This window comes from Aeromicrobium sp. CFBP 8757 (assembly GCF_014841755.1).
Lineage (GTDB): Bacteria > Actinomycetota > Actinomycetes > Propionibacteriales > Nocardioidaceae > Aeromicrobium.
Window position 1 is genome coordinate 745893 of record NZ_JACYUM010000001.1, and the last position, 21245, is coordinate 767137.

Genomic DNA, 21245 nt, shown 5'->3' on the forward strand with positions numbered 1-21245 from the left:
GCGCCGGCCACCACATGCTTGCACCCTGTGGACCGTCGTGTCCTCACACCACGCTGTGGACACGACGGACCCTGAGACAAGAGGGTCGCCCTGGCGACCCGAATGCCTCAGGCTTCGTCACGGCTGACGGACGTCGAGACGTTTGGGGCGTTCTGGCGACCCGAATGTCTCAAGATCCGTCCACGCCCCGGGCGAGGGTCAGTCGACGCGGTAGCCGAGGCCGCGGACGGTCGTGACGAGCTCGGCGCCGAGCTTGCGGCGCAGGTAGCCCACGTAGACGTCGACGACGTTCGAGCCCGGGTCGAAGTCGTATCCCCACACCTGCGACAGCAGCTGCTCGCGCGACAGCACGAGCCCGCGGTTGCGCAGCAGCACCTCGGCCAGGGCCAGCTCGCGCGCCGACAGGTCGACCTCGCGTTCTCCGACGAAGGCGCGTCGACGGCGCAGGTCCAGGCGCACCGGCCCGACGACGAGCTCGTCGTCCGGCGGCGCCTCGCCCGGCGAGCGCAGCCGCAGCCGCACGCGGGCCAGCAGCTCGCCGAAGCGGAACGGCTTCGACATGTAGTCGGCGGCACCGCCCTCCAGCGCCGCGATCGTGTCGGTGACCGAGTCGCGCGCCGTCAGCACGATGACCGGCAGGGCGGGTCGCTCGGCCGTCACGCGCTCGAGGATCGTGAACCCGTCCATGCCCGGCAACCCGATGTCGAGCACCATCAGGTCGAACTCGCCGGTCAGCGCGTAGTCGAGCCCCGTCACGCCGTCCGAGACGACCGTGGGGGTGAAGCCCTCGGCCTTCAGGCCCTTGGCCACGAACGACGAGATGCGGTCCTCGTCCTCGACGATGAGGATGCGGTTCACTGGGCGGCTCCTGTCGGGATGCGGATGCGGAACGTGGCGCCGGGCGACGTGGCGCGGTCGGACGTGGCGTCGAGGACGACGTCGCCGTGATGGGCCTCGGCGATCGCGCTGACGATCGACAGCCCGAGGCCGAACCCGTCGTCGGAGTCGTCGCCGCGCGAGAACCGGTCGAAGATGTCGACCGCGATCGCGGGGTCGACCCCCGTGCCGGTGTCGCGGACCCACAGCTCGACGCGTCCCTCGTGCAGTCGCGAGCCGATGCCGATCTCGTCGCCGGGCGACGTGTGGCGGGCCGCATTGGCCGACAGCTGCAGCAGCGCCTGGGTGATGCGTTGGCCGTCGAGCGGCACGGACGTGCGGGCGACGGCGTCGAGCACCCACCGGCGGTCGGCGAGGGCCCGCGCGCGGTCGATCGCGCCGTGGGTCAGCGACTCGACGTCGGTGGCGTGCGGGCGGACGAAGTCGGGCCGGCGTGCCTTGGCCAGCATCAGCAGGTCGTCGACCAGCCGGGCCATGCGGTCGATCTCGTCGAGCAGCAGCTCACGGGTCGCCGCGACGTCGTCGGGGTCGTCGAGGTCGAGCACCTCGAGGTGGCCGCGCAGCACCGTCAGCGGGGTGCGCAGCTCGTGCCCCGCGTCGTCCAGGAGCTGTCGCTGCGTCACGAAGGACGACTCGAGGCGGTCGAGCATGTCGTTGAACGTGCGCTGGAGGTCGGAGAGGTCGTCGTGGCCCGTGACCTCGAGCCGTCCGCCGAGGTCGCCGTCGCTGATGCCCTGGGCCGTCTCGCGCAGCCGGCGCACCGGACGCAGCAGGCGGCCGGCGCTCCACGAGGCGAGCCCCGCGATCAGCACGACCGACAGCGCCGCCAGCAGCGCGTACGTCGTCATGAGCTCGTGCAGGTCGTCGCGGCTGCCGCCGACGTCGTGGACGACCACGAACGCGGCGCGCTGGGAACCGGCGGTCACGGGGAGCACGGCGACGCGGTACTCACGACCCGCCAGGTCGAGCGTGCGTGACCCGCCGGACGTCGACAGGTCGGCCACCAGGGCGGGGAACTCGGACGACTGCTGCAGCGTGGGGTTCGGGTCGCCCTGGTAGGTCGGCGTGCCGACGCTGGGGAACGCGAACAGCTGCTCGTTCGCATCGGGCAGGTTGCGCTCGAGGAAGACCTCGAGGAGCCGGTCGGCGGACGCGAACGGCTCGCGCGTCTGCGGGTCGACCTCGTTCTGCTGCAGGGCCCGGAACTCGCCGAGCTCCTGGCTCAGGCTCGACTCGATGGAGCGGTCGATGCGCCTCGACTCGATCGCGTAGAGCGTGAGGCCGACGGCCACGAGCGCGAGCGTCGTCAGCAGCGCGATCGTCCCGGTGAGGCGCTGCCGCACCGACAGGCGCGAGAGGGGTGAGGTCACGGACATCGAGGTCAGTCGTCAGTCGTCGTCATCGAGGTCGTCGCGGTCGTCCGGGTCGTCGTCATCGTCGTCGTAGTCTCGCGGAGACGGCACCGTGCGGTCGAACCGGTCGTCGTCGTCATCGTCGTCGTCCGCGGGCACCGGTGCCGGCGCCGGGGCGGGCGACGACCCCGGGGACGGGTCGGGCGCCGGGGTGGCGGTCGGCGTGATGACGACGGGCGTCGTGTCCTGCGGCTCGGGGTCGGCCCCGGCCGCGATCCGGCCGACGACGACGATCGCGAGCGCGACCGCGACGACCGCGATCACGATCGTGACGACACGGCGTGGCTCGAGCATGTGCCCAGCCTGCCCGACGCGGTCCCGCGGATCGATGAGGAGGCGATGAGAGACTTCTTAGGTTCGGCCCGCCACGGCACGGCCGCCGTCGTGTGGCACAGTTTTCCCGTGACGATCTGGCGCGACTTCCCCGGGGCATCGACCGTCGCACGCGTCGAGCCCGCCGCCGTGACGGTCGGCAACTTCGACGGCGTCCACCGCGGCCACCAGCACGTCATCGAGCGCACGCGCGAGCTCTCGCGGGGTCTGCCGGTCATCGCCGTGACCTTCGAGCCGCACCCGCTGGCCGTCGTCGCCCCCGACCACGCGCCCAAGCGGCTCGCGACCACCGAGCGCCGCGTCGAGCTGCTGCACGCTGCCGGGGCCGACGAGATCCGCATCCTCGACTTCACCCGCGCGATGGCGGCGTGGACGCCGCAGGAGTTCGTCGACCGCGTGCTGCGCGACGAGCTGCGCGCCTCGCTCGTCGCGGTCGGCGAGAACTTCCGCTTCGGCCACCGCGCCCAGGGCGACACGACGTTCCTGCGCCGGGCGGGGGAGCAGGCCGGCTTCACGGTCGACGCCCTCGACCTCGACGGCGGCACCGAGCCGTACTCGTCGACGCTGGTGCGGGCGCACGTCGCCGCGGGCCGGATGCGCGAGGCGGCCGACGTCCTGGGCCGTCCGCACGAGGTCTCCGGCATCGTCCGCAAGGGCGACCAGCGCGGACGCGACCTGGGGTATCCCACGGCCAACGTGCCGGTCGACGAGGCGTACGCCGTGCCGCCCGACGGGGTGTATGCCGGATGGCTGGTGCGCGACGGTGGCACCGGCGAGCGGCTGCCGGCCGCGATCTCGGTCGGCACCAACCCGACGTTCGACGGCGTCGAGCGGCGGGTCGAGTCGTACGTCCTCGACCGCACCGACCTCGACCTGTACGGCGAGGCGATCCGCGTCGAGTTCGTCGACCTGCTGCGCGGCATGGAGAAGTTCGACGGCATCGACGACCTGATCGTGCAGATGGCCGACGACGTCGTGCGCACCCGCTCGGCCCTCGGCCTGTAGCCGCCCCGGGGCGACGGGGGTCAGCGGACCGCCGCGGCCACCAGGTCGGCCACGGCCGTCATGCCGCGGGCGGTGGGGTGGAACACGATGCCGTCGCCGGCCTTCGGTGACGCGCCGTTGGTCCAGGCCTCGTCGCCGGCGCACGCGTCGTGACCCTCGGACGGCCCCCGCAGCGACACGTAGTCGACGCCTGCCTGCTCGGCGGCCCTCGCCAGCGCGGCGTCGAGCGCGGTCTCGGCCGTGACGACCGAGGTGACGTCGCCGGCGACGATGCCGGCGGCCTCGCACGTCCCGGTGGACGGCATGATGCGCGGGTAGCCCACCAGGACGACCCGGGCGCCGGGCGCGGTCGTGCCGGCCTTCCGGAGCAGGGCCACGAGGTCGCCGGTCGTCCGCTCGAGGATCGCCGGCGCCTCGTCGTCGACGTAGGAGCTGCACTGCTGGACGCTGACGGTGCACGCCTGGATCAGCGACAGGAAGAGCCCGCCGTCGTTGCCGCCGGCGCTGACGGTCACGAGGCCGGCGTCGGCCGGGACGGTGCCGGAGCCGAGCGTCGTCGACAGGTCGGCCGTCGTCGCCCCCGAGCAGCTGAGGTCGGTCAGGGTCAGGTCGAGCGAGGCGGCCAGGCGCGTGGGCCAGTTGGCCGACGACCGGCCGCACAGCCCGGCGTTGGCCTGGTCGGGCGCGATGCCGGGGCCGGCGGTGTAGGAGTCGCCCAGCGCGACGTACGTCGAGGCGTCGGTCGACGAGGGCGCCGAGGGCGCCGGGGCGGTGGGGGAGGACGACGCGGGGCTCGGCCCGGCGGCATCGGACGACCCGCCCGCGCTGCACCCCGCCACGAGGACGAGGAGTGCGGACAGCGCCGTGACGGCGGAGCCGATCGTGCCGAGCCGTCGCGGCGGTGTGTGCATGCAGCGAGGCTAGCGACCGCTGCCACGCGGCGCGGACGTGCCGTGCGGCGATTGGCCCTGGGAACACCGCCGCTGATAGTCTGGTCGCTGCCGTGTGATCGGCCACGGATCGATAGTGCCCCGGTGGATGTGCCCGGGCGCGCCGTGCAACGGAACCTCAAGGAGAAACGTGTCGAAGAAGACTGCTGCGCCCACAGTTGCGGGCGTCGCCAAGGAAGACATCATCAAGCAGTACGCGCTCAGCGACGGCGACACCGGATCCCCCGAGGTCCAGATCGCCCTGCTCACCGCGCGCATCGCGCACCTGACGGGTCACCTGCAGGAGCACAAGCACGACCACCACAGCCGTCGTGGCCTGCTGCTCCTGGTCGGACAGCGTCGCCGCCTGCTCAACTACCTGCAGAACAACGACATCGAGCGCTACCGCGGGCTCATCGAGCGTCTCGGTCTGCGCCGCTAGCACCCCCGGAGGCGGTCACTTCTTCGAAGTGGCCGCCTCTTGCACAACTCCACAGCTCCACCCGCACCACCCCGAAACACTCCAGACGAGAGCCGCGGCACGCGCGCTCGGTCCTCGGTAGTGGCCGTCGGGACGCTCGCAGCACGTGGGCTCCCCGCAGGCCTCGATCGAAGACCGGCATGGTTCACCGCCGTTCGGCGCTCGTCCCAACAGGCAGGCTCCCGCCTGCGGAAGGGACTTCCATGTCCGAACTCCACTCCGTCGAGACAGTCATCGACAACGGTGCCTTCGGCACCCGCAGCATCCGCTTCGAGACGGGCGTCCTCGCCCAGCAGGCCGCCGGCTCGGTGTCGGCGTTCCTCGACGACGACACGATGCTGCTGTCGGCCACCACGGCCGGCAAGCACCCCAAGGACCACTTCGACTTCTTCCCCCTGACGATCGACGTCGAGGAGCGGATGTACGCCGCGGGGCGCATCCCGGGCTCGTTCTTCCGTCGCGAGGGCCGTCCCTCCGAGGACGCGATCCTGACGTGCCGCCTGATCGACCGCCCGCTGCGCCCGACCTTCAAGAAGGGTCTGCGCAACGAGGTCCAGGTCGTCATCACGGTCCTGGCGCTCAACCCCGACACCCCGTACGACGTCCTCGCGATCAACGCGGCGTCGGCGTCCACCCAGATCTCGGGCCTGCCGTTCACCGGCCCGGTCGGCGCCACGCGCGTCGCCCTGATCGACGGCCAGTGGGTCGGCTTCCCGACGCACAGCCAGCTCGAGAACGCGGTGTTCGACATGGTCGTCGCCGGCCGCATCACCGCCGACGGCGACGTCGCGATCATGATGGTCGAGGCCGAGAGCACCGAGGTCACGTGGGACCTGGTCCAGAGCGGTGTCCAGGCGCCGACCGAGGAGATCGTCGCCGGTGGCCTCGAGGCCGCCAAGGCGTTCATCAAGCAGCTGTGCGAGGCGCAGATCGAGCTCGCGTCGACCGCCGCCAAGCCGGTCCGCGACTTCCCGATCTTCCTCGACTACGAGGACGACGCGTTCGAGGCCGTCGAGGCCATCGCGAAGGCCCCGCTCGCCGAGGCCGCGACGATCCTGCACAAGGCCGAGCGCGAGGACCGCGAGGCCGAGATCAAGGCCGACGTCATCGACCAGCTCGGCGAGAAGTTCGCCGGACGCGAGAAGGAGCTCGGCGCCGCCGTCCGCTCCGTCCTCAAGTCGGTCATCCGCGAGCGCGTCCTGCGCGACAAGGTCCGCATCGACGGCCGTGGGCTCGAGGACATCCGTGCCCTCAGCGCCGAGGTCGGCATCGTCCCCCGCGTGCACGGCTCGGCGCTGTTCCAGCGCGGCGAGACCCAGATCATGGGCATCACGACGCTCAACATGCTGGGCCTGGAGCAGAAGCTCGACACCCTCTCGCCCGAGACGTCGCGCCGCTACATGCACAACTACAACTTCCCGCCCTACTCGACCGGTGAGACCGGCCGGGTCGGTTCGCCGAAGCGTCGCGAGATCGGTCACGGCGCCCTCGCGGGCCGTGCGCTGCTGCCCGTGCTGCCGACGCGCGAGGAGTTCCCCTACGCGATCCGTCAGGTCTCCGAGGCGCTGAGCTCGAACGGCTCGACGTCGATGGGCTCGGTCTGCGCGTCGACGCTGGGCCTGCTCAACGCGGGTGTCCCGCTGCGCGCGCCGGTCGCCGGCATCGCGATGGGCCTGATCTCCGGTGAGGTCGACGGCCAGCAGACGTTCGTGACGCTGACCGACATCCTCGGAGCCGAGGACGCCTTCGGCGACATGGACTTCAAGGTCGCCGGAACGCGCGAGTTCGTCACGGCCCTGCAGCTCGACACCAAGCTCGACGGCATCCCCGCCGACGTGCTGGCCGGTGCCCTGCAGCAGGCCTACGGCGCCCGCGTCGCGATCCTCGACGTCATGGCCGAGGCCATCGACGAGCCCGACGAGATGAGCCCCTACGCGCCGCGGATCATCACGATCAAGATCCCCGTCGACAAGATCGGCGAGGTCATCGGCCCCAAGGGCAAGATCATCAACCAGATCCAGGACGAGACGGGCGCCAACATCTCGCTCGAGGACGACGGCACGGTCTACGTCGGTGCCGAGAACGGCGAGGCGGCCGAGGCCGCGCGCGACGCGATCAACGCGATCGCCAACCCGACGATGCCCGAGGTCGGCGAGCGCTACCTCGGCACCGTCGTCAAGACGGTCGACTTCGGCGCGTTCGTGTCGCTGGCGCCGGGCCGTGACGGGCTGCTGCACATCAGCAAGCTGCGCGACCTCAACGGTGGCCAGCGCGTCAACAACGTCGAGGACGTCGTCAAGGTCGGCCAGAAGATCCAGGTCGAGATCGCCGAGCTCGGCGATCGCGGCAAGCTCTCGCTGATTCCGGTCATCGAGAAGTCGGACGAGCCCGAGGCCGCCGCGGCCGAGGNGCGCATGACGACGCCCCCCGACGAGCTCGACGCCGCCGACCCGCTGGCACCCTTCCGCGACCGCTTCGTGATCGACGACGACCTCGTCGCCTACCTCGACGGCAACTCGCTGGGACGCCTGCCGCGGGCGACGCTCGACCGGCTGGCCGCGTTCGTGCGCGAGGAGTGGGGCGGGCGGCTGATCCGCGGGTGGTCCGAGGGGTGGGTCGACCTGCCGGTCGAGGTCGGCGACGAGCTCGGCGCGGCCCTCCTCGGCGCCGCCGCGGGCCAGACCGTCGTGGCCGACTCGACGTCGGTGTGCATCTACAAGCTGCTGCACGCCGCGGTCGGCCTGCGTCCGGGGCGCGACCAGATCGTGATCGACGCGACGAACTTCCCGACCGACCGCTACCTCGTCGAGTCCGTCGCCTCGGCACGCGGCATGGAGGTGCGGTGGCTCGAGCCCGACCTCGTCGAGAACGTCACGGCCGACGTGCTCGCGGCGGCGCTCGACGACCGCACCGCCGTGGTGCTGCTCAGCCACGTCGACTACCGGTCCGGCACGCTACTCGACCTGCCGGGGCTGACGCGGCAGGTGCACGAGGCCGGGGCGGTCGTGATCTGGGACCTCTGCCACTCGGCGGGCGCCGTGCCGATCGACCTGGACGCCGCCGAGGTCGACCTCGCCGTCGGCTGCACCTACAAGTACGTCAACGCCGGCCCGGGCGCGCCGGCGTACGTCTACGTCGCGCAGCGGCACCTGACCGACGCTGCCCAGCCCATCGCGGGGTGGTGGAGCGCCGCCGACCTGTTCGCGATGTCCGACACCTACGAGCCGTCGGCCTCGGTGCGCCGGATGCTCAGCGGCACGCCGCCGGTCGCCGGCATCCTCGCCGTGCAGGAGGGGGTGCGGCTGATCGCCGAGGCGGGGGTCGACGCCGTCCGCACGAAGTCCGAGCAGCTGACGGCGTACGCCGTCGAGCTCGTCGACGAGCTGGGGCTCGAGGTCGTGACGCCGCGCGACCCGGCGCGCCGGGGGAGCCACGTGACGGTGCGCCACCCCGACGCCCGCGCCGTGACGGAGCGCCTCGTCGAGCGAGGCGTCGTGCCCGACTTCCGCGAGCCCGACCTCATCCGCCTGGGCCTGTCGCCGCTGACGACGTCGTACGCCGAGGTCGCCGCGGCGGCGCGCATCCTGGGCGAGGTGACCGCGCCGATAGGCTGAGCGGCATGACACGGGTCGCAGTGCTGGGCGCCAAGGGGCGCATGGGGTCGGAGTCGGTGCGGGCCATCGGTGCCGCCGACGGGCTCGAGGTCGTCGCCGAGATCGACCAGGGCGATCCGCTCGACCTCATCACGTCCTCGGGCGCCGACGTCGCGCTCGACTTCACGCAGCCAGCGGCCGCGCTCGACAACGTCACGTGGTGCGTCGAGCACGGCGTGCACGTCGTCGTCGGGACCTCCGGCTTCGACGACGAGCGCATCGCGGTGGTGCGCTCGTTGCTGGGTGACGCGCCGACGACCGGTGTCCTGATCGTCCCGAACTTCTCGATCGGCGCGATCCTGATGATGCGGTTCGCCGAGACGGCGGCGCCGTTCTTCGAGTCGATCGAGGTCATCGAGATGCACCACCCCGACAAGATCGACGCGCCCTCCGGCACGGCCGTGCGCACCGCCGAGGTCATGGCGGCGGCCCGGGCGGCGGCCGGCTCCGCGGCGCTGCCCGACGCGACGACGTCCGACCCCGACGGGGCCAGGGGCGCGCGGGTCTCCGGCATCCCGGTGCACGCGGTGCGCGCCCGCGGGTTCGTCGCGTCGCAGGAGGTGCTGTTCGGCGGCGTCGGCGAGACGTTCTCGATCCGGCACGACTCGCACGACCGCGGCTCGTTCATGCCGGGCGTCGTGGCCGCGGTGGCCGGCGTCGCGGAGCGTCCGGGCGTGACGGTGGGTCTCGACGCCGTCCTCGGCCTCTGACCCCTCGGTCAGAGCTGGCGGACGAGCGCGGCGACCAGCGCCGCCGCGACGACCATCGGCAGGAACGGCACCCGCAGGGCCAGCAGCAGGGCCGCGACGCCCAGGGCCAGCAGGCGCGCGTCGACCTGCACCGACGCCCCGTCGGCGAGCACCTGCACCGCGATCAGCGCCCCGAGCAGCCCGGCGGGGATCAGCTCGACGGCCCGGACGGTCAGCGGGTGCTGCAGCACGGTCGGCGGCACCGACAGCCCGGCGTACTTCAGCGCGAAGCACCCGACCACCATGATCGCGATGCCCGCCCAGACGGTCGTCACGCGGTCGCCCTCGGCCGCCACAGCAGCCCGAGCAGCACCGCGACGCCACCCCCGAGGACGATCGGCAGCCCCGCGCTCGTGACGGGCACGAGCCCGAGCGCGACCGCGGCACCCACGAACGCCACGAGGCGTCCGGTCCACGACGACAGGCGGGGCCACAGCAGCCCGAGGAACGCGGCCCCCACCGCCGCGTCGAGCCCGTACGTGCGGGGGTCGCCGATCGCGTCGCCGGCGAGGGCACCCGCGAACGTCGTGGCGTTCCAGAGCACGAAGATCGAGATGCCGGTCCAGTAGAAGCCCAGCCGCGCCTGCCGCCGGGTCTCGCGCGTCACGCCCATCGCGGTCGACTCGTCGATCACGAAGTGCGCCGAGGCGAGTCGTGCACGCGGGTCGAGGTCGAGCCGCGGGGCCATGCTGACGCCGTAGAACAAGTTGCGGCTGCCCAGCAGCACCGCGGTCAGCGCGCCCGTCAGCGGGTTGCCGCCCGACGCCACGATGCCGACGAACGCGAACTGCGACGCCCCCGTGAACACCAGCAGCGAGATCAGGCACGTCTGCAGCACCGACAGCCCCGACGCCGTCGAGATCGCCCCGAACGAGACGCCGTACGCACCCGTCGCGAGGCCGACGCCGAGGGAGTCGACGACGATGCTGCGATCGGTCGTCATGCCAGGCTGGTGTGCAGCCGCACCTGCTTGATCGTCGCCCCGGTCGCGGAGCCGAGCTCGCGGTGGGCACCGTCGGCCGCCCATCCCGACTCGGTCACGAAGGCCCGCAGCGCGTCGTCGGCGGCATTGACCCACCACACCGCGCGGGTGAACCGGTCGGCAGCCAGCGTGTCCATCGCGGCCTGCAGCAGGCGTGAGCCGTGCCCGGCCCGCTGGTGCCCGGCGTCGACGACGAACTCGCCGACCTCGCCGTCGGCCACGCGGTCGCTGTCGGGGTCGAACGAGGGGTGCACCAGCGCGAACCCTCGGACGTCCGCGCGCTCGAGCGCCACCAGCACGCGCAGGCGGGCGTCCTGCGGCGTCGTGATGGTCGAGACCCATCGCTCGGTCAGCGCGGCCGGGTCGAGCGCGTCGAGCTCGGCCGCGGGGATCAGGTGCGCATAGCTCGTGCGCCAGGACGCGAGCTGCACGCGCACGATCGCGGCGGCGTCGTCGGGCCACGCCAGGCGGGCGCTGACGTCGGCGGTGGGGCCGCTCACGACGTCGGCCGATCGGCCGGACGCTCGATGACGACGGTTCCGCCGTGGCTCGCGGCCGTCTCGACCAGGCGGATCGAGGCGAGGAGCGGGTGGTCCTCGAGCACCTTCGCGCCGTTGGCGAGGGCGCGGGTGACGGCGACCTCGCCGCGGGCGCGTTCGAGACTGATCTGCGCCTGCTGGCGCGCCGTGACGAGCTCCTCGGCGGCCCGCCGGATCTCGGCCGGCACGATCACGTCGCGCACCGCGAAGTCGGTGACGGCGTAGCCGGTGGCGGTCGCGGCGGCCGCGACCGCCGGCGGCACGGCCTCGACGACGATGCCGGCCAGCACCTGCTCGAGCGTGTGCTGGCGCACCGTGTCGCGCAGCCATGCCTTCACCGCGTCGTAGACGACCGCGTGGGGGTCGACGGCGTGCTCGACGTGCGCGACCGGGTCGACGACCGCGACGAGCGCGCTCGCGCCGACCTTGACGCTGATGCCGTCGGCGGTGGGGATCTCCTGGGGGCGCACCTCGAAGACCTGCACCCGCGTGTCGACCCGTGTGAACGTGTGGCCCGTCGTCCAGAACCGGTGCCGGCCCGGCTCGAGGACGTCGACGAGCGCGCCGTGCCGGTGGTGGACGACTCGTTCGTGCGTCATGACCGTGACCATGGGGGACTCTCCTCGATCGGGTCCGGCCGCAGGTCGGTCACGTCCGGCGGGCGGGGGACCCGAAGTCCCGCAGAGCCCGGCACACGCTGCCCCGAGGGGCCGACCGACCCACGACCGGTTGCATGTTCCATTCCACAGATGGTTCCTCGGGGGTACGACGCGTGGACGGTCCGGCTATCGCCGTGGGCCCACTGATCCCCGAGGGCATCAGTCTGTCACGGCGGACGGTCGACGTCCGGCCCGGTCAGACCTCGAGGAAGCTCTCGACCAGGCGCGACTCGGCGCCCTGCGAGTCGAGCATCGCCGCGGACAGCGACGTGTTGCGCGGGCTCGGCCACACCTCCCACGTCAGGACGAGCATGCCCGGGAAGCCCGCGACGACGATCGGCCAGCCGCCGTGGTCGGTCACGAACGAGACGACGACCGCGACCAGCAGGGGCGTCTCGGCGTAGATCAGCTTGCGGACCGTCTGGGCCGCGAAGATGCCGACGGCCTCGCGCTGCGTGTCGGCGGGATCGCCGGCAGCGGGCAGCGGCGAGGCGCTGAGCCACACCCGCTCGGCGAGGAAGGCGCCGGCGGCGACGAGGGCGAGCAGGACGACGGTCAGCCAGATCGGCGGGAACGGCTGGTCGGTCGCACCGAGCATGAAGAACAGGAGCACCAGGAACACGCCGGTGAGGACGATCTGGAGGAGGGCGAAGCTGCGGACCTCCCGCGGGGTCGCGTCGTACTCAACACTCGGCATGGACCGAGTTTGGCATACCGTCGGCACGCTCCCGGATTGATAGGGTGACGACATGCGGGCCTACCTCGATCTCGTCCAGCGCATCCTCGACGAAGGGGTCGCCAAGGGCGATCGCACCGGCACCGGCACGCGCAGCGTCTTCGGCCACCAGATGCGGTTCGACCTGTCACAGGGCTTTCCGCTCGTGACGACCAAGAAGGTGCACGTCCGGTCGGTCGTCGCCGAGCTGCTGTGGTTCATCAAGGGCGACACCAACACGGCCTACCTGCGCGAGCACGGCGTCACGATCTGGGACGAGTGGGCCGACGGCAACGGCAACCTCGGGCCCGTCTACGGCTACCAGTGGCGCACGTGGCCGACGCCCGACGGCGAGCACGTCGACCAGCTGGCCCGGGTCATCGACGACATCAGGGCCAATCCCGACTCGCGGCGCCACGTCGTCAGCGCGTGGAACGTCGCCGACCTTGACGCGATGGCGCTCATGCCGTGCCACGCGTTCTTCCAGTTCTACGTCGCCGACGGCAAGCTGTCGTGCCAGATGTACCAGCGGTCGGCCGACGTCTTCCTCGGCGTGCCGTTCAACATCGCCTCCTACGCGCTGCTGACGCACATGGTCGCGCAGGTCACGGGGCTCGAGGTCGGCGACTTCGTCCACACGCTCGGCGACGCCCACCTCTACGTCAACCACCTCGACCAGGCGCGCGAGCAGCTGACCCGCGAGCCGCGCGCCCTGCCCGAGCTGTGGCTCGACCCGGCGATCACGTCGATCGACGACTTCACGCTCGACTCGATCAAGGTCACCGGCTACGACCCGCACCCGGCGATCAAGGCCCCCATCGCGGTATGAGCGTCACGATCGTCGTCGCGATCGGCGACAACGGCGTCATCGGCCGCGACGGCGCGCTGCCGTGGCCGCCGACGGGCGACCTGTCGCACTTCAAGGCGCTGACGATGGGCCACCCGATGGTCATGGGGCGGGCGACGTTCGAGTCGATCGGACGTCCGCTGCCGGGGCGCACCTCGATCGTCCTGACCCGCGACGCCGGGTGGTCGGCCGACGGCGTCGAGGTGGCGCACGACCTGGAGTCCGCGCTCGCCACGGCGGCGACGCTGGACGACGAGGTGTTCCTGATCGGCGGGGCCCAGGTCTACGCCGGGGCGCTCGCGGCCGGCGCGGTCGACCGGATGGTCGTCACCCGGGTGCACCAGTCGCCGGACGGTGACGCCTGGTTCCCGGACGTCGACTGGTCGCGCTGGCCCGAGACGTCCCGCGAGGCCCACGACGGATTCGACATCGTCACCCACGACCGCGCCTGAGCGGTGTCGTGCGACGCTGCACCTGCGAGTCCCGACACCAGCCCGCTCAGCCCGTGCGCTCGGTCGGGGCGTCGCTGACAGGGGTCTGGGTCGTCAGACGCGCGGCGCGCTCGTCGGCGTCGTCGTCGCCCGAGTAGAGACCGCTCGGCTCGACCGTGCTGCCGCGGCGGGGCGGGACCCGCTCGACGGTCTCGACGCGGTGGCGGGGGAGGCCGCCCTCGTTCGACGACTGCAGCCAGTCGATCATCCGCTCGCGCACGTGGCAGCGCAGGTCGAACAGCGTGGGGGCGTCGCGGGCCGTCACGAGGATGCGGACGTGGACGAACCCGCCGACCGCGTCGGTCACCTGCAGCACCTTGACGCGTCCGTCCCACAGGTCGGTGAGCGGCAGGATGCGGTCGAGCTCGGCGCGCATCCCGTCGGGACTGACCCGCCAGTCGAGGTCGAACTCGACCGCGCCCAGCAGCTCGGAGTGGTTGCGCGTCCAGTTCTGGAACGGGGTCGTCGTGAAGTACGTCGACGGCAGCACCATGCGGCGGTCGTCCCACAGCCGCACCACCACGTAGCTCAGCGTGATCTCCTCGACCCAGCCCCACTCGCCCTCGACGATCACGGCGTCGTCGTACCGGATCGAGTCGCTGAACGCGATCTGGATGCCGGCGATGACGTTGCCGAGCGTCGACTGCGCCGCGAGGGCCGCCACGATGCTGATGACGCCGGCCGAGGCCAGCACGCTCGCGCCGATCGCCCCGGCCCCCGGGAAGCTCAGCAGGATCGCCCCGATGGCCAGCACGACCACGACCATCAGGGTCAGCCGGCGGATGACCAGCACCTGGGTGCGGGCGCGGCGGGCGTTGCGGTTGTCGGCGACGTCGATGCGGTAGCGCCGCAGGCTGAGGTCCTCGACGAACAATGCGATCGAGGCCACGAGCCATGCGACCGCGACGATCGTCGCGATGCGGCACACCAGGTTCAGCGGCTCCCACGCCTCGTTGGTCGGCCCGCCGGGCAGCGTCGACCTGATCGACACCCACACCGCGACGACGAGCAGCAGCGCCCGCACGTGCAGGCGGGCGGAGTGGTGCAGCGCCGCGGCCGACGACGACCGTCGCGCCGCCAGCCGGATCAGCAGCGCCAGCACGCCCAGCAGCACCGCCGCGACGGCGACCGCGCCGCCCAGGGTCAGCAGGAAGTCGGTCCAGGAATCGGTCATCCGTCCACTCTGGCAACCGGGGCCCGTCGGACAAACCTCTGAGGACGTGAGTCGAGTCACCGCCCCCCTCGTTCGCCAGGGAGCGGAGCTGGGGGTACCTCCCGCGAGCGCAGCGAGTGGGGGCCCGTGAGGGCGGAGCCCGAGGCGAACCACCCGATCGGGCTCGCGTATGTCGCCTCGCTTCGCTCACGGGCCCCCTACTCGCAGAGCTCGTGGGGGGACCCCCAGGCCGCAGGCGGCCTCCCTGGCGACCGGGGTGGTGGCGACCGGGCGGGCGCCCTACAGCAGGATGCCGAGCTGTCGGCTCTGCGCGACGAGGTGGCCGTCCTCGTCCCACAGCTCGCAGTCCTCCTCGTGGAAGCCGTTGACGACGTGACGCGTCGACAGCCTCGTCGCGATCCACCCCGGGCGCGGCAGGCGGTGCAGGTGCACCGTGAGCTGCACGGTCATGGACTGCTGGTGCCCCTCGCCGAGCTCGAGCACGGGGGGAGCGAACGAGTCGCACAGCAGCGCGAGCGCCGGGAAGTCGATCTCGCGGCCGCCCTGCAGGCGCTGCCACAGGTCGATCGTCGGGTCGCCGCTGGGTGCGCCGGCCGCCCAGCCGGGCATCGACGCGAGCCGGTAGTCGACGCGGCCGAACAGGCCGTCGGCCGGCATGCCGTGGTCGAGCGGGTCGGCGCAGCGGTCGGGTGCCGGGAGGGCGGGGGGCGCGCCGAGCTCGGACGACGGTCCGTCGCCGCGCGGCCCGAAGCTCGCGGTCATCGTGGCGACCTGCCGCTCGCCCTGCCACAGCGAGGCGCTGCCGGTCTGCACGCGACGCCCCATGCGCACCGTGGCGGTGCGCAGCTCGGCCGGCCCGGCGACGGGCGGCGACACGTACGTGACGGCCGCGACCATCGGGTCGTCGGCGCCCATCTCGTCGCGCAGGCCGCGCAGCATCGTCGCGAGGATGTAGCCGCCGTTGGGCGTGCCGAGGGGCGTGTGCCAGCGATCGGTCAGCTCGACGTCGCGCACGCCGTCGCCGCGCGGGACCGACGTCGTGTCGACGTCGTAGATGTCTGGGGCCATGCCGCCATCCTGCCGGTAGCGGGGGACAGGTCGCCAAGCGGTAGCCTCGTGGGTATGACGTCGCCCCTCGCTTCCGACGCCGCGCCCTTCGGGCGCGTGCTGACGGCCATGGTCACGCCGTTCACCCGCGAGGGCGAGCTCGACCTGGACGCGGCCCAGAAGGTGGCCTCCTACCTGGTCGACCAGGGCAACGACGGTCTCGTCGTCAGCGGCACGACGGGCGAGTCGCCCACCACGACGGTGGCCGAGGACGGACGTCTGCTGGCGGCCGTGCTCGAGGCCGTCGGCGACCGCGCCACCGTCATCGGCGGGGTCGGCACCAACGACACGCGTCACTCCGTCGAGCTGGCCCAGCAGGCCAAGAAGCTCGGCGCCCACGGCCTGCTGATCGTCACGCCGTACTACAGCAAGCCCCCGCAGGCGGGTCTGCTCGCGCACTTCACCGACGTCGCGCGGGCCGGCGACGACACTCCCGTGATGCTCTACGACATCCCGGGCCGCAGCAGCATCACGATCGCCGACGAGACCTACCTCGCGATGGCCGACGACCCCCTGATCGTCGCGATGAAGGACGCCACGGGCGATCTCGACCGCGGCGTGTGGCTCATGAACGAGACCGGCATCGCCATCTACTCCGGCGACGACCCGGCCAATCTCGCCTGGCTCGCCCTCGGTGCCGCCGGCATCGTCAGCGTCGTCAGCCACGCCGCCAGCCGCCAATACGCCGACATGGTCGCCGCGGTCGACGCCGGCGACCTGCCGGCCGCTCGCGCGATCAACATCAGACTTCAGCCCGCCGTCCGGGCGTTGATGAACCACACGCAAGGTGCGATCACGGCCAAGGCTGCCCTGCAGCTGCTCGGCGTGCTCGACCACCGCACGATGCGTGCCCCCCTGCTGGCCGCGACCGAGGAAGAGGTCGCGATCGTTCGCGACGGTCTCGTCGCTGCCGGCCTCCTCCAGCACCACTGACTCGAAAGCTGAACATCCCGATGAGCCACATGCACCTGGAGCTCAATGCTCCGCCCGCACTGCCCGAAGGCGGTCTCCGCGTCATCCCCCTGGGAGGACTCGGCGAGATCGGCCGCAACATGACGTCGTTCGAGTACGGCGGCAAGATCGTCATCGTCGACTGCGGCGTCCTCTTCCCGGAGGAGACCCAGCCCGGCGTCGACCTGATCCTGCCCGACTTCGGACCCATCCGTGACCGGCTCAAGGACGTCGTCGGCATCGTGCTGACGCATGGTCACGAGGACCACATCGGTGGCGTGCCGTACCTGCTGCGCGAGCGCGGCAACATCCCCGTCATCGGCTCCAAGCTGACGCTGGCGTTCCTCGACCCCAAGCTCAAGGAGCACAAGCTCAAGGACGCCCCCAAGTACGAGGTCTCCGAGGGCGACATCATGGACCTCGGGCCGTTCGAGCTCGAGTTCGTCGCGGTCAACCACTCGATCCCCGACGCCCTGGCAGTCGCGATCAAGACCCCCGCCGGCGTCGCGCTGCACACCGGCGACTTCAAGATGGACCAGCTGCCGCTCGACGGCCGCATCACCGACCTGCGGGCGTTCGCCCGCCTCGGCGAGGAGGGGGTCGACCTCTTCCTGACCGACTCGACCAACGCCGAGGTGCCGGGCTTCACGACGTCCGAGCGCAACATCACGCCGGCGATCGACGCGGTCTTCCAGAACAGCACGGGCCGCATCATCGTCGCGTCGTTCGCCTCGCACATCCACCGCGTCCAGCAGGTCATCGACGCCGCCGCCAAGCACGGTCGCAAGGTCGCGTACGTCGGACGCTCGATGGTCCGCAACATGCAGATCGCCCGCGAGCTCGGCTACCTGCACGTCCCCGACGGCGTCGTGGTCGACAAGATCGACGCGGCCCCGCCGAACAAGATGGTGCTGATGTCGACCGGCTCGCAGGGCGAGCCGATGGCGGCGCTGTCGCGCATGGCCAACAACAGCCACCAGCAGGTCAGCCTCGAGCCCGGCGACACCGTGCTGATGGCGTCGTCGCTGATCCCCGGCAACGAGAACGCGATCTACCGCGTCATCGACGGCCTCACCAAGCTCGGCGCCAACGTCGTCCACAAGGGCAACGCGCTGGTGCACGTGTCAGGCCACGCCTCCGCCGGCGAGCTGCTCTACTGCTACAACATCGTGCAGCCCACGAACGTGCTGCCGGTGCACGGCGAGATCCGCCACCTGCACGCCAACGCCAAGCTCGCGACCAAGACGGGCGTCCCCAACGTCCTGCTGGCCGAGGACGGCTACGTCATCGACCTGGTCGACGGCCACGCGTCCATCACGGGCGCGGTCGACGTCGGCTACGTGTACGTCGACGGCTCGTCGGTCGGCGACCTGACCGACTCCGAGCTCAAGGACCGTCGCGTGCTGGCCGAGGAGGGCTTCGTCTCGGTCGTCGTCGTGATCGACTCGGCCACCGGCAAGATCCTGACCGGCCCCGAGATCCACGCCCGTGGCATCGCCGAGGACGACTCGGCGTTCGACGAGATCGTGCCGAAGATCGTCGCGGCCCTCGAGGAGGCGCTGTCGGACGGCACGCGCGACAACCGCCAGCTGCAGCAGGTCATCCGCCGCGTGCTGGGCTCGTTCGTCGGACGTCGCCTGCGTCGCCGCCCGATGATCCTGCCCGTCGTCGTCGAGGCGTAGGTCACCGGTCCGCCGGTCAGGCCCCTCATGGACACCGTCCCCCGCGCGTACGACGCGATCGTGCTCGCGGGGGGCCGCTCGGCCCGCATGGGCGACGTCGACAAGCTGCAGGTCGTGGTCGACGGGGCGACGCTGCTGACGCACGCGCTGGCGGCGGTGGCCGACGCCCGCCGCGTCGTCGTGGTGGCGCCCGACGGCACCGCGGGGCTGCCGGCCGGCGTCGACCGTGTGCAGGAGGAGCCGCCGTTCTCGGGCCCGGCCGCCGCGATGGGGGCGGGCCTCACGGCCCTGCGGCGCCACGCCGACGCCGCCGACCACGTGGTCGTGGTCGCGGCCGACGTCCCGCGCATCGGCGACGTCGTCGACGCGCTGCTGGCGGGGCTCGCGGCCCACCCCGGACGCGACGGCGTCGTGGCGTCGGGGGTCGACGGACGCCGCCAGCCCCTGCTGGCGGCCCACCGCGTCGCACCGTTGCGCGCCGCGCTCGATGCGCACGCGCCGCTCGCGCACCTGTCGGCGACCCGCGTGACGAGCGGTCTCGACCTGGCCGAGATCGACCTGGCCGAGGTCGCCGACGACGTCGACACCCCCGACGACCTGCACCGACTCGTCCGCCGGGCGGGTCGGGGCGACCACGACGAAGGAGACCACGATGGATGAGTCCGCCCTCGCCGCTTGGGCCGCGGGCCTCGCGGCCGACCTCGGTGTCGAGCAGGTGCTCGACGTCGACGCCGTCCTCGACCTGGCGTCCGACGCGGCCCACGGCGTCGTGCGGCCCGCCGCACCCCTGACGACCTACCTCGTCGGCGTCGCGATCGGCCGCGCCGGGGGAGACCCGGCCCGGGTCGCCGAGGTGCTCGAGCACGTCCGCGTCGCGATCGAGGCGTGGGACGCGCCCGATCCCTGATCCAGACGCGCGCCAGGTCGTCACCCCGACGGTTCTCACAGTGGCGCCCCCGCGACCGTGCGCGAACTGTTACGCGTCGCTGACGTCGTGACACGTCCGGTCGAAACACGCGCTCCCTAGGTTCGGTCGCACGAGATCCGGCACGCCGCCGGGTCGCCGACCTCCGGAGCGTCCCATGACCAGCACCGTCACCAGCCCTCCCGACCAGCAGTCGGCCCCGCCTCCCGCGACGCGACGCCGCACCAGTCGCTGGATCGACGAGTGGGACCCGGAGGACCCCGCCCAGTGGCAGGCCGGGGGCCACCGGGTCGCCCGCCGCAACCTCGTCTGGTCGGTGTTCGGCGAGCACCTCGGCTTCTCGGTCTGGCTGCTGTGGAGCGCGGCCGCGGCGCTGCTGGCCAAGGTGGGCTTCGCGTTCTCGCCGCTGCAGCTGTTCTGGCTCATCGCGGTGCCGAACCTCGTCGGCTCGCTGCTGCGCCTGCCCTACACGTTCGCGGTCCCGAAGTTCGGCGGGCGCAACTTCGCGGTGTTCAGCGCCCTGATGCTCGTGGTGCCGACGCTGCTGTTCGCGTACTTCGTGCAGCGGCCCGAGACGCCCTACTGGGTCTTCGTCGGCATCGCGGCGACCGCCGGCGTCGGCGGCGGCAACTTCGCGTCGTCGATGGCCAGCATCAACTTCTTCTTCCCGGCACGGCTCAAGGGCACGGCGCTGGGCCTCAACGCCGCGGGCGGCAACCTCGGCGTCGCGGTGATCCAGTTCTTCCTGCCGATCATCGTGGGCGGAGCAGGCGCGTTCGGCCTGGTGAAGGCCAGCGAGAGCGGCATCGTGCTGGAGCGGGTCGGCTACCTCTACGCGGCGCTGGCCGTCGTCGCGGCCCTGACCGCGTACTTCTTCATGAACAACCTGTCGGCGGCGTACTCGAGGCCGCGCGAGCAGCTCGCGGTCGTCCGCTACCGGCACACCTGGGTCATGTCGTTCCTGTACATCGGCACGTTCGGCTCGTTCATCGGCTACTCCGCCGCCATGCCGCTGCTGATCAAGATCAACTTCTTCAACCAGCCGGTCCCCACGATCCCCGGCATCGGCATCAACTTCGCGTTCTACGGCTTCCTCGGGGCACTCGTAGGCTCGCTGATGCGTCCGCTGGGCGGCTGGATGGCCGACCGGCTCGGCGGGGCGCGCGTCACCCTGCTCGCGTTCGTCGGGATGATCGTCGGCACCGTGCTCGTCATGGTGTCGCTCGCGGCGCTCGACCCGGTGCCGAAGGCTCCTGCCGGCGCCCCCGCGCCCGATCCGGCGACGTTCCAGTACTCCGACGCGGTCCGCGCGGCCGTCGACCACAACTCCGGCGTCTTCCCGTGGTTCCTGGCCGCGTTCCTGCTGGTGTTCGCGGCGACGGGCATCGGCAACGGCTCGACGTACCGCATGATCCCGCTGATCTGGAAGGCGTACGCGACGCAGGCCGGTCCCGACGGGTCGGCCGAGCGCGTGGCGGCCGAGCGTCGCACCACCAAGGAGGCCTCCGCCGTCATCGGCATCGCCGGGGCGATCGGGGCCCTCGGCGGCTTCCTGATCCCGATCACGTTCAGCGCCCCGTGGATCTCGGACCCCGTGGACGCCGTCAAGAGCGCCTTCGTGGTGTTCACGGTCTTCTACGTCGTGTGCCTCGCGGTCACCTGGGTGTTCTACCTGCGGCCGCGCTCGGTCATGGCGAAGGCGGGGGTCTAGCAC

General features: G+C 72.0%; 23 protein-coding genes. 12 read left to right on the forward strand and 11 right to left on the reverse strand.

Annotated elements, in window-relative coordinates; translation table 11 throughout:
• Positions 1 to 198: 198 nt before the first annotated feature.
• Genes IFT73_RS03655 through IFT73_RS03665 form a run of 3 tightly spaced genes read right to left on the reverse strand, consistent with a single transcriptional unit; the run spans position 199 to position 2603 of the window.
• The gene (locus IFT73_RS03655; protein ID WP_056607780.1) at positions 199 to 858 is read right to left on the reverse strand and encodes a response regulator transcription factor; all 660 of its coding nucleotides are present in this window, start codon (positions 856 to 858) and stop codon (positions 199 to 201) included.
• A complete protein-coding gene (locus IFT73_RS19495; protein ID WP_197983478.1) occupies positions 855 to 2267 on the reverse strand; it encodes an ATP-binding protein in 1413 nt (470 codons plus the stop codon). Before IFT73_RS19495 ends, IFT73_RS03655 begins: the two co-directional genes overlap by 4 nt.
• Before the next feature lie 18 nt (positions 2268 to 2285).
• The gene (locus IFT73_RS03665) at positions 2286 to 2603 is read right to left on the reverse strand and encodes a hypothetical protein (protein ID WP_192166418.1); all 318 of its coding nucleotides are present in this window, start codon (positions 2601 to 2603) and stop codon (positions 2286 to 2288) included.
• Between the two features lie 45 nt (positions 2604 to 2648).
• Between IFT73_RS03665 and IFT73_RS03670 the strand changes: the two genes are divergently transcribed.
• Entirely contained in the window at positions 2649 to 3647 is a 999-nt protein-coding gene (locus IFT73_RS03670; protein WP_082556130.1) for a bifunctional riboflavin kinase/FAD synthetase, read from the forward strand.
• A 20-nt stretch (positions 3648 to 3667) separates the two neighbouring features.
• Here IFT73_RS03670 and IFT73_RS03675 read toward each other — a convergent pair whose 3' ends face one another.
• Entirely contained in the window at positions 3668 to 4558 is an 891-nt protein-coding gene (locus IFT73_RS03675) for an SGNH/GDSL hydrolase family protein (protein ID WP_192166419.1), read from the reverse strand.
• A gap of 220 nt (positions 4559 to 4778) precedes the next feature.
• Between IFT73_RS03675 and rpsO the strand changes: the two genes are divergently transcribed.
• The 4 genes from rpsO (at position 4779) to dapB (ending at position 9420) form a co-directional block, all read left to right on the forward strand.
• Complete coding sequence (rpsO, locus tag IFT73_RS03680) at positions 4779 to 5018, forward strand: 30S ribosomal protein S15 (RefSeq protein ID WP_369797582.1); 240 nt, start codon at positions 4779 to 4781, stop codon at positions 5016 to 5018.
• Between the two features lie 242 nt (positions 5019 to 5260).
• The coding region (locus IFT73_RS18605) for a polyribonucleotide nucleotidyltransferase (protein WP_206759090.1) at positions 5261 to 7466 on the forward strand (2206 nt) is incomplete at its 3' end.
• Between the two features lie 5 nt (positions 7467 to 7471).
• Complete coding sequence (kynU, locus tag IFT73_RS18610) at positions 7472 to 8671, forward strand: kynureninase (RefSeq protein WP_197983683.1); 1200 nt, start codon at positions 7472 to 7474, stop codon at positions 8669 to 8671.
• A gap of 5 nt (positions 8672 to 8676) precedes the next feature.
• The gene (gene dapB / locus IFT73_RS03690; protein WP_192166421.1) at positions 8677 to 9420 is read left to right on the forward strand and encodes a 4-hydroxy-tetrahydrodipicolinate reductase; all 744 of its coding nucleotides are present in this window, start codon (positions 8677 to 8679) and stop codon (positions 9418 to 9420) included.
• Positions 9421 to 9428: 8 nt separating this feature from the next.
• Here dapB and IFT73_RS03695 read toward each other — a convergent pair whose 3' ends face one another.
• From IFT73_RS03695 to IFT73_RS03715, 5 genes are all read right to left on the reverse strand, one after another.
• Complete coding sequence (locus IFT73_RS03695) at positions 9429 to 9734, reverse strand: AzlD domain-containing protein (RefSeq protein WP_192166422.1); 306 nt, start codon at positions 9732 to 9734, stop codon at positions 9429 to 9431.
• Positions 9731 to 10402: an AzlC family ABC transporter permease gene (locus IFT73_RS03700; protein ID WP_192166423.1), complete on the reverse strand. Its 672-nt coding sequence runs from the start codon at positions 10400 to 10402 to the stop codon at positions 9731 to 9733. Before IFT73_RS03700 ends, IFT73_RS03695 begins: the two co-directional genes overlap by 4 nt.
• Entirely contained in the window at positions 10399 to 10941 is a 543-nt protein-coding gene (locus tag IFT73_RS03705) for a GNAT family N-acetyltransferase (protein ID WP_192166424.1), read from the reverse strand. Before IFT73_RS03705 ends, IFT73_RS03700 begins: the two co-directional genes overlap by 4 nt.
• Positions 10938 to 11579: an SPFH domain-containing protein gene (locus IFT73_RS03710; protein ID WP_192166425.1), complete on the reverse strand. Its 642-nt coding sequence runs from the start codon at positions 11577 to 11579 to the stop codon at positions 10938 to 10940. The genes IFT73_RS03705 and IFT73_RS03710 overlap by 4 nt, the downstream gene beginning before the upstream one ends.
• A 256-nt stretch (positions 11580 to 11835) precedes the next feature.
• Positions 11836 to 12336, reverse strand: coding sequence for a hypothetical protein (locus IFT73_RS03715; RefSeq protein ID WP_056607799.1), 501 nt, complete (start codon positions 12334 to 12336; stop codon positions 11836 to 11838).
• A 52-nt stretch (positions 12337 to 12388) separates the two neighbouring features.
• Between IFT73_RS03715 and IFT73_RS03720 the strand changes: the two genes are divergently transcribed.
• Both IFT73_RS03720 and IFT73_RS03725 read left to right on the forward strand, forming a co-directional pair.
• A complete protein-coding gene (locus IFT73_RS03720) occupies positions 12389 to 13183 on the forward strand; it encodes a thymidylate synthase (protein ID WP_192166426.1) in 795 nt (264 codons plus the stop codon).
• Positions 13180 to 13653: a dihydrofolate reductase gene (locus tag IFT73_RS03725; RefSeq protein WP_192166427.1), complete on the forward strand. Its 474-nt coding sequence runs from the start codon at positions 13180 to 13182 to the stop codon at positions 13651 to 13653. Before IFT73_RS03720 ends, IFT73_RS03725 begins: the two co-directional genes overlap by 4 nt.
• Before the next feature lie 46 nt (positions 13654 to 13699).
• Here the strand turns inward: IFT73_RS03725 and IFT73_RS03730 are convergent, their stop codons facing one another.
• Complete coding sequence (locus tag IFT73_RS03730) at positions 13700 to 14866, reverse strand: mechanosensitive ion channel family protein (RefSeq protein ID WP_192166428.1); 1167 nt, start codon at positions 14864 to 14866, stop codon at positions 13700 to 13702.
• Positions 14867 to 15145: 279 nt separating this feature from the next.
• Positions 15146 to 15934, reverse strand: a complete 789-nt coding sequence (locus IFT73_RS03735; RefSeq protein WP_192166429.1) for a thioesterase family protein — start codon at positions 15932 to 15934, stop codon at positions 15146 to 15148.
• Between the two features lie 54 nt (positions 15935 to 15988).
• Between IFT73_RS03735 and dapA the strand changes: the two genes are divergently transcribed.
• The 5 genes from dapA (at position 15989) to IFT73_RS03760 (ending at position 21242) form a co-directional block, all read left to right on the forward strand.
• The gene (dapA, locus tag IFT73_RS03740) at positions 15989 to 16906 is read left to right on the forward strand and encodes a 4-hydroxy-tetrahydrodipicolinate synthase (RefSeq protein ID WP_192166430.1); all 918 of its coding nucleotides are present in this window, start codon (positions 15989 to 15991) and stop codon (positions 16904 to 16906) included.
• 20 nt (positions 16907 to 16926) lie between these two features.
• Positions 16927 to 18606: a ribonuclease J gene (locus tag IFT73_RS03745; protein ID WP_056607813.1), complete on the forward strand. Its 1680-nt coding sequence runs from the start codon at positions 16927 to 16929 to the stop codon at positions 18604 to 18606.
• Positions 18607 to 18633: 27 nt separating this feature from the next.
• Entirely contained in the window at positions 18634 to 19266 is a 633-nt protein-coding gene (locus IFT73_RS03750) for a molybdenum cofactor guanylyltransferase (RefSeq protein WP_192166431.1), read from the forward strand.
• On the forward strand, positions 19259 to 19513 hold the full coding sequence (locus IFT73_RS03755; protein ID WP_192166432.1) for a DUF6457 domain-containing protein: 255 nt from the start codon (positions 19259 to 19261) through the stop codon (positions 19511 to 19513). Before IFT73_RS03750 ends, IFT73_RS03755 begins: the two co-directional genes overlap by 8 nt.
• A 175-nt stretch (positions 19514 to 19688) precedes the next feature.
• The gene (locus IFT73_RS03760) at positions 19689 to 21242 is read left to right on the forward strand and encodes an MFS transporter (protein WP_192166433.1); all 1554 of its coding nucleotides are present in this window, start codon (positions 19689 to 19691) and stop codon (positions 21240 to 21242) included.
• The last annotated feature ends 3 nt before the right edge of the window (positions 21243 to 21245 follow it).

Excerpts from the sequence above, each read along its gene's own strand:
- IFT73_RS03665 (WP_192166418.1), bottom strand. The coding sequence starts at position 2,603 with ATGCTCGAGCCACGCCGTGTCGTCACGATCGTGATCGCGGTCGTCGCG.
- IFT73_RS03670 (WP_082556130.1), top strand. The coding sequence starts at position 2,649 with ATGAGAGACTTCTTAGGTTCGGCCCGCCACGGCACGGCCGCCGTCGTG.
- IFT73_RS03675 (WP_192166419.1), bottom strand. The coding sequence starts at position 4,558 with ATGCACACACCGCCGCGACGGCTCGGCACGATCGGCTCCGCCGTCACG.
- kynU (WP_197983683.1), top strand. The coding sequence starts at position 7,472 with ATGACGACGCCCCCCGACGAGCTCGACGCCGCCGACCCGCTGGCACCC.
- dapB (WP_192166421.1), top strand. The coding sequence starts at position 8,677 with ATGACACGGGTCGCAGTGCTGGGCGCCAAGGGGCGCATGGGGTCGGAG.
- IFT73_RS03700 (WP_192166423.1), bottom strand. The coding sequence starts at position 10,402 with ATGACGACCGATCGCAGCATCGTCGTCGACTCCCTCGGCGTCGGCCTC.
- IFT73_RS03710 (WP_192166425.1), bottom strand. The coding sequence starts at position 11,579 with ATGACGCACGAACGAGTCGTCCACCACCGGCACGGCGCGCTCGTCGAC.
- IFT73_RS03715 (WP_056607799.1), bottom strand. The coding sequence starts at position 12,336 with ATGCCGAGTGTTGAGTACGACGCGACCCCGCGGGAGGTCCGCAGCTTC.
- IFT73_RS03720 (WP_192166426.1), top strand. The coding sequence starts at position 12,389 with ATGCGGGCCTACCTCGATCTCGTCCAGCGCATCCTCGACGAAGGGGTC.
- IFT73_RS03725 (WP_192166427.1), top strand. The coding sequence starts at position 13,180 with ATGAGCGTCACGATCGTCGTCGCGATCGGCGACAACGGCGTCATCGGC.
- IFT73_RS03730 (WP_192166428.1), bottom strand. The coding sequence starts at position 14,866 with ATGACCGATTCCTGGACCGACTTCCTGCTGACCCTGGGCGGCGCGGTC.
- IFT73_RS03735 (WP_192166429.1), bottom strand. The coding sequence starts at position 15,934 with ATGGCCCCAGACATCTACGACGTCGACACGACGTCGGTCCCGCGCGGC.
- dapA (WP_192166430.1), top strand. The coding sequence starts at position 15,989 with ATGACGTCGCCCCTCGCTTCCGACGCCGCGCCCTTCGGGCGCGTGCTG.
- IFT73_RS03745 (WP_056607813.1), top strand. The coding sequence starts at position 16,927 with ATGAGCCACATGCACCTGGAGCTCAATGCTCCGCCCGCACTGCCCGAA.
- IFT73_RS03750 (WP_192166431.1), top strand. The coding sequence starts at position 18,634 with ATGGACACCGTCCCCCGCGCGTACGACGCGATCGTGCTCGCGGGGGGC.
- IFT73_RS03755 (WP_192166432.1), top strand. The coding sequence starts at position 19,259 with ATGGATGAGTCCGCCCTCGCCGCTTGGGCCGCGGGCCTCGCGGCCGAC.
- IFT73_RS03760 (WP_192166433.1), top strand. The coding sequence starts at position 19,689 with ATGACCAGCACCGTCACCAGCCCTCCCGACCAGCAGTCGGCCCCGCCT.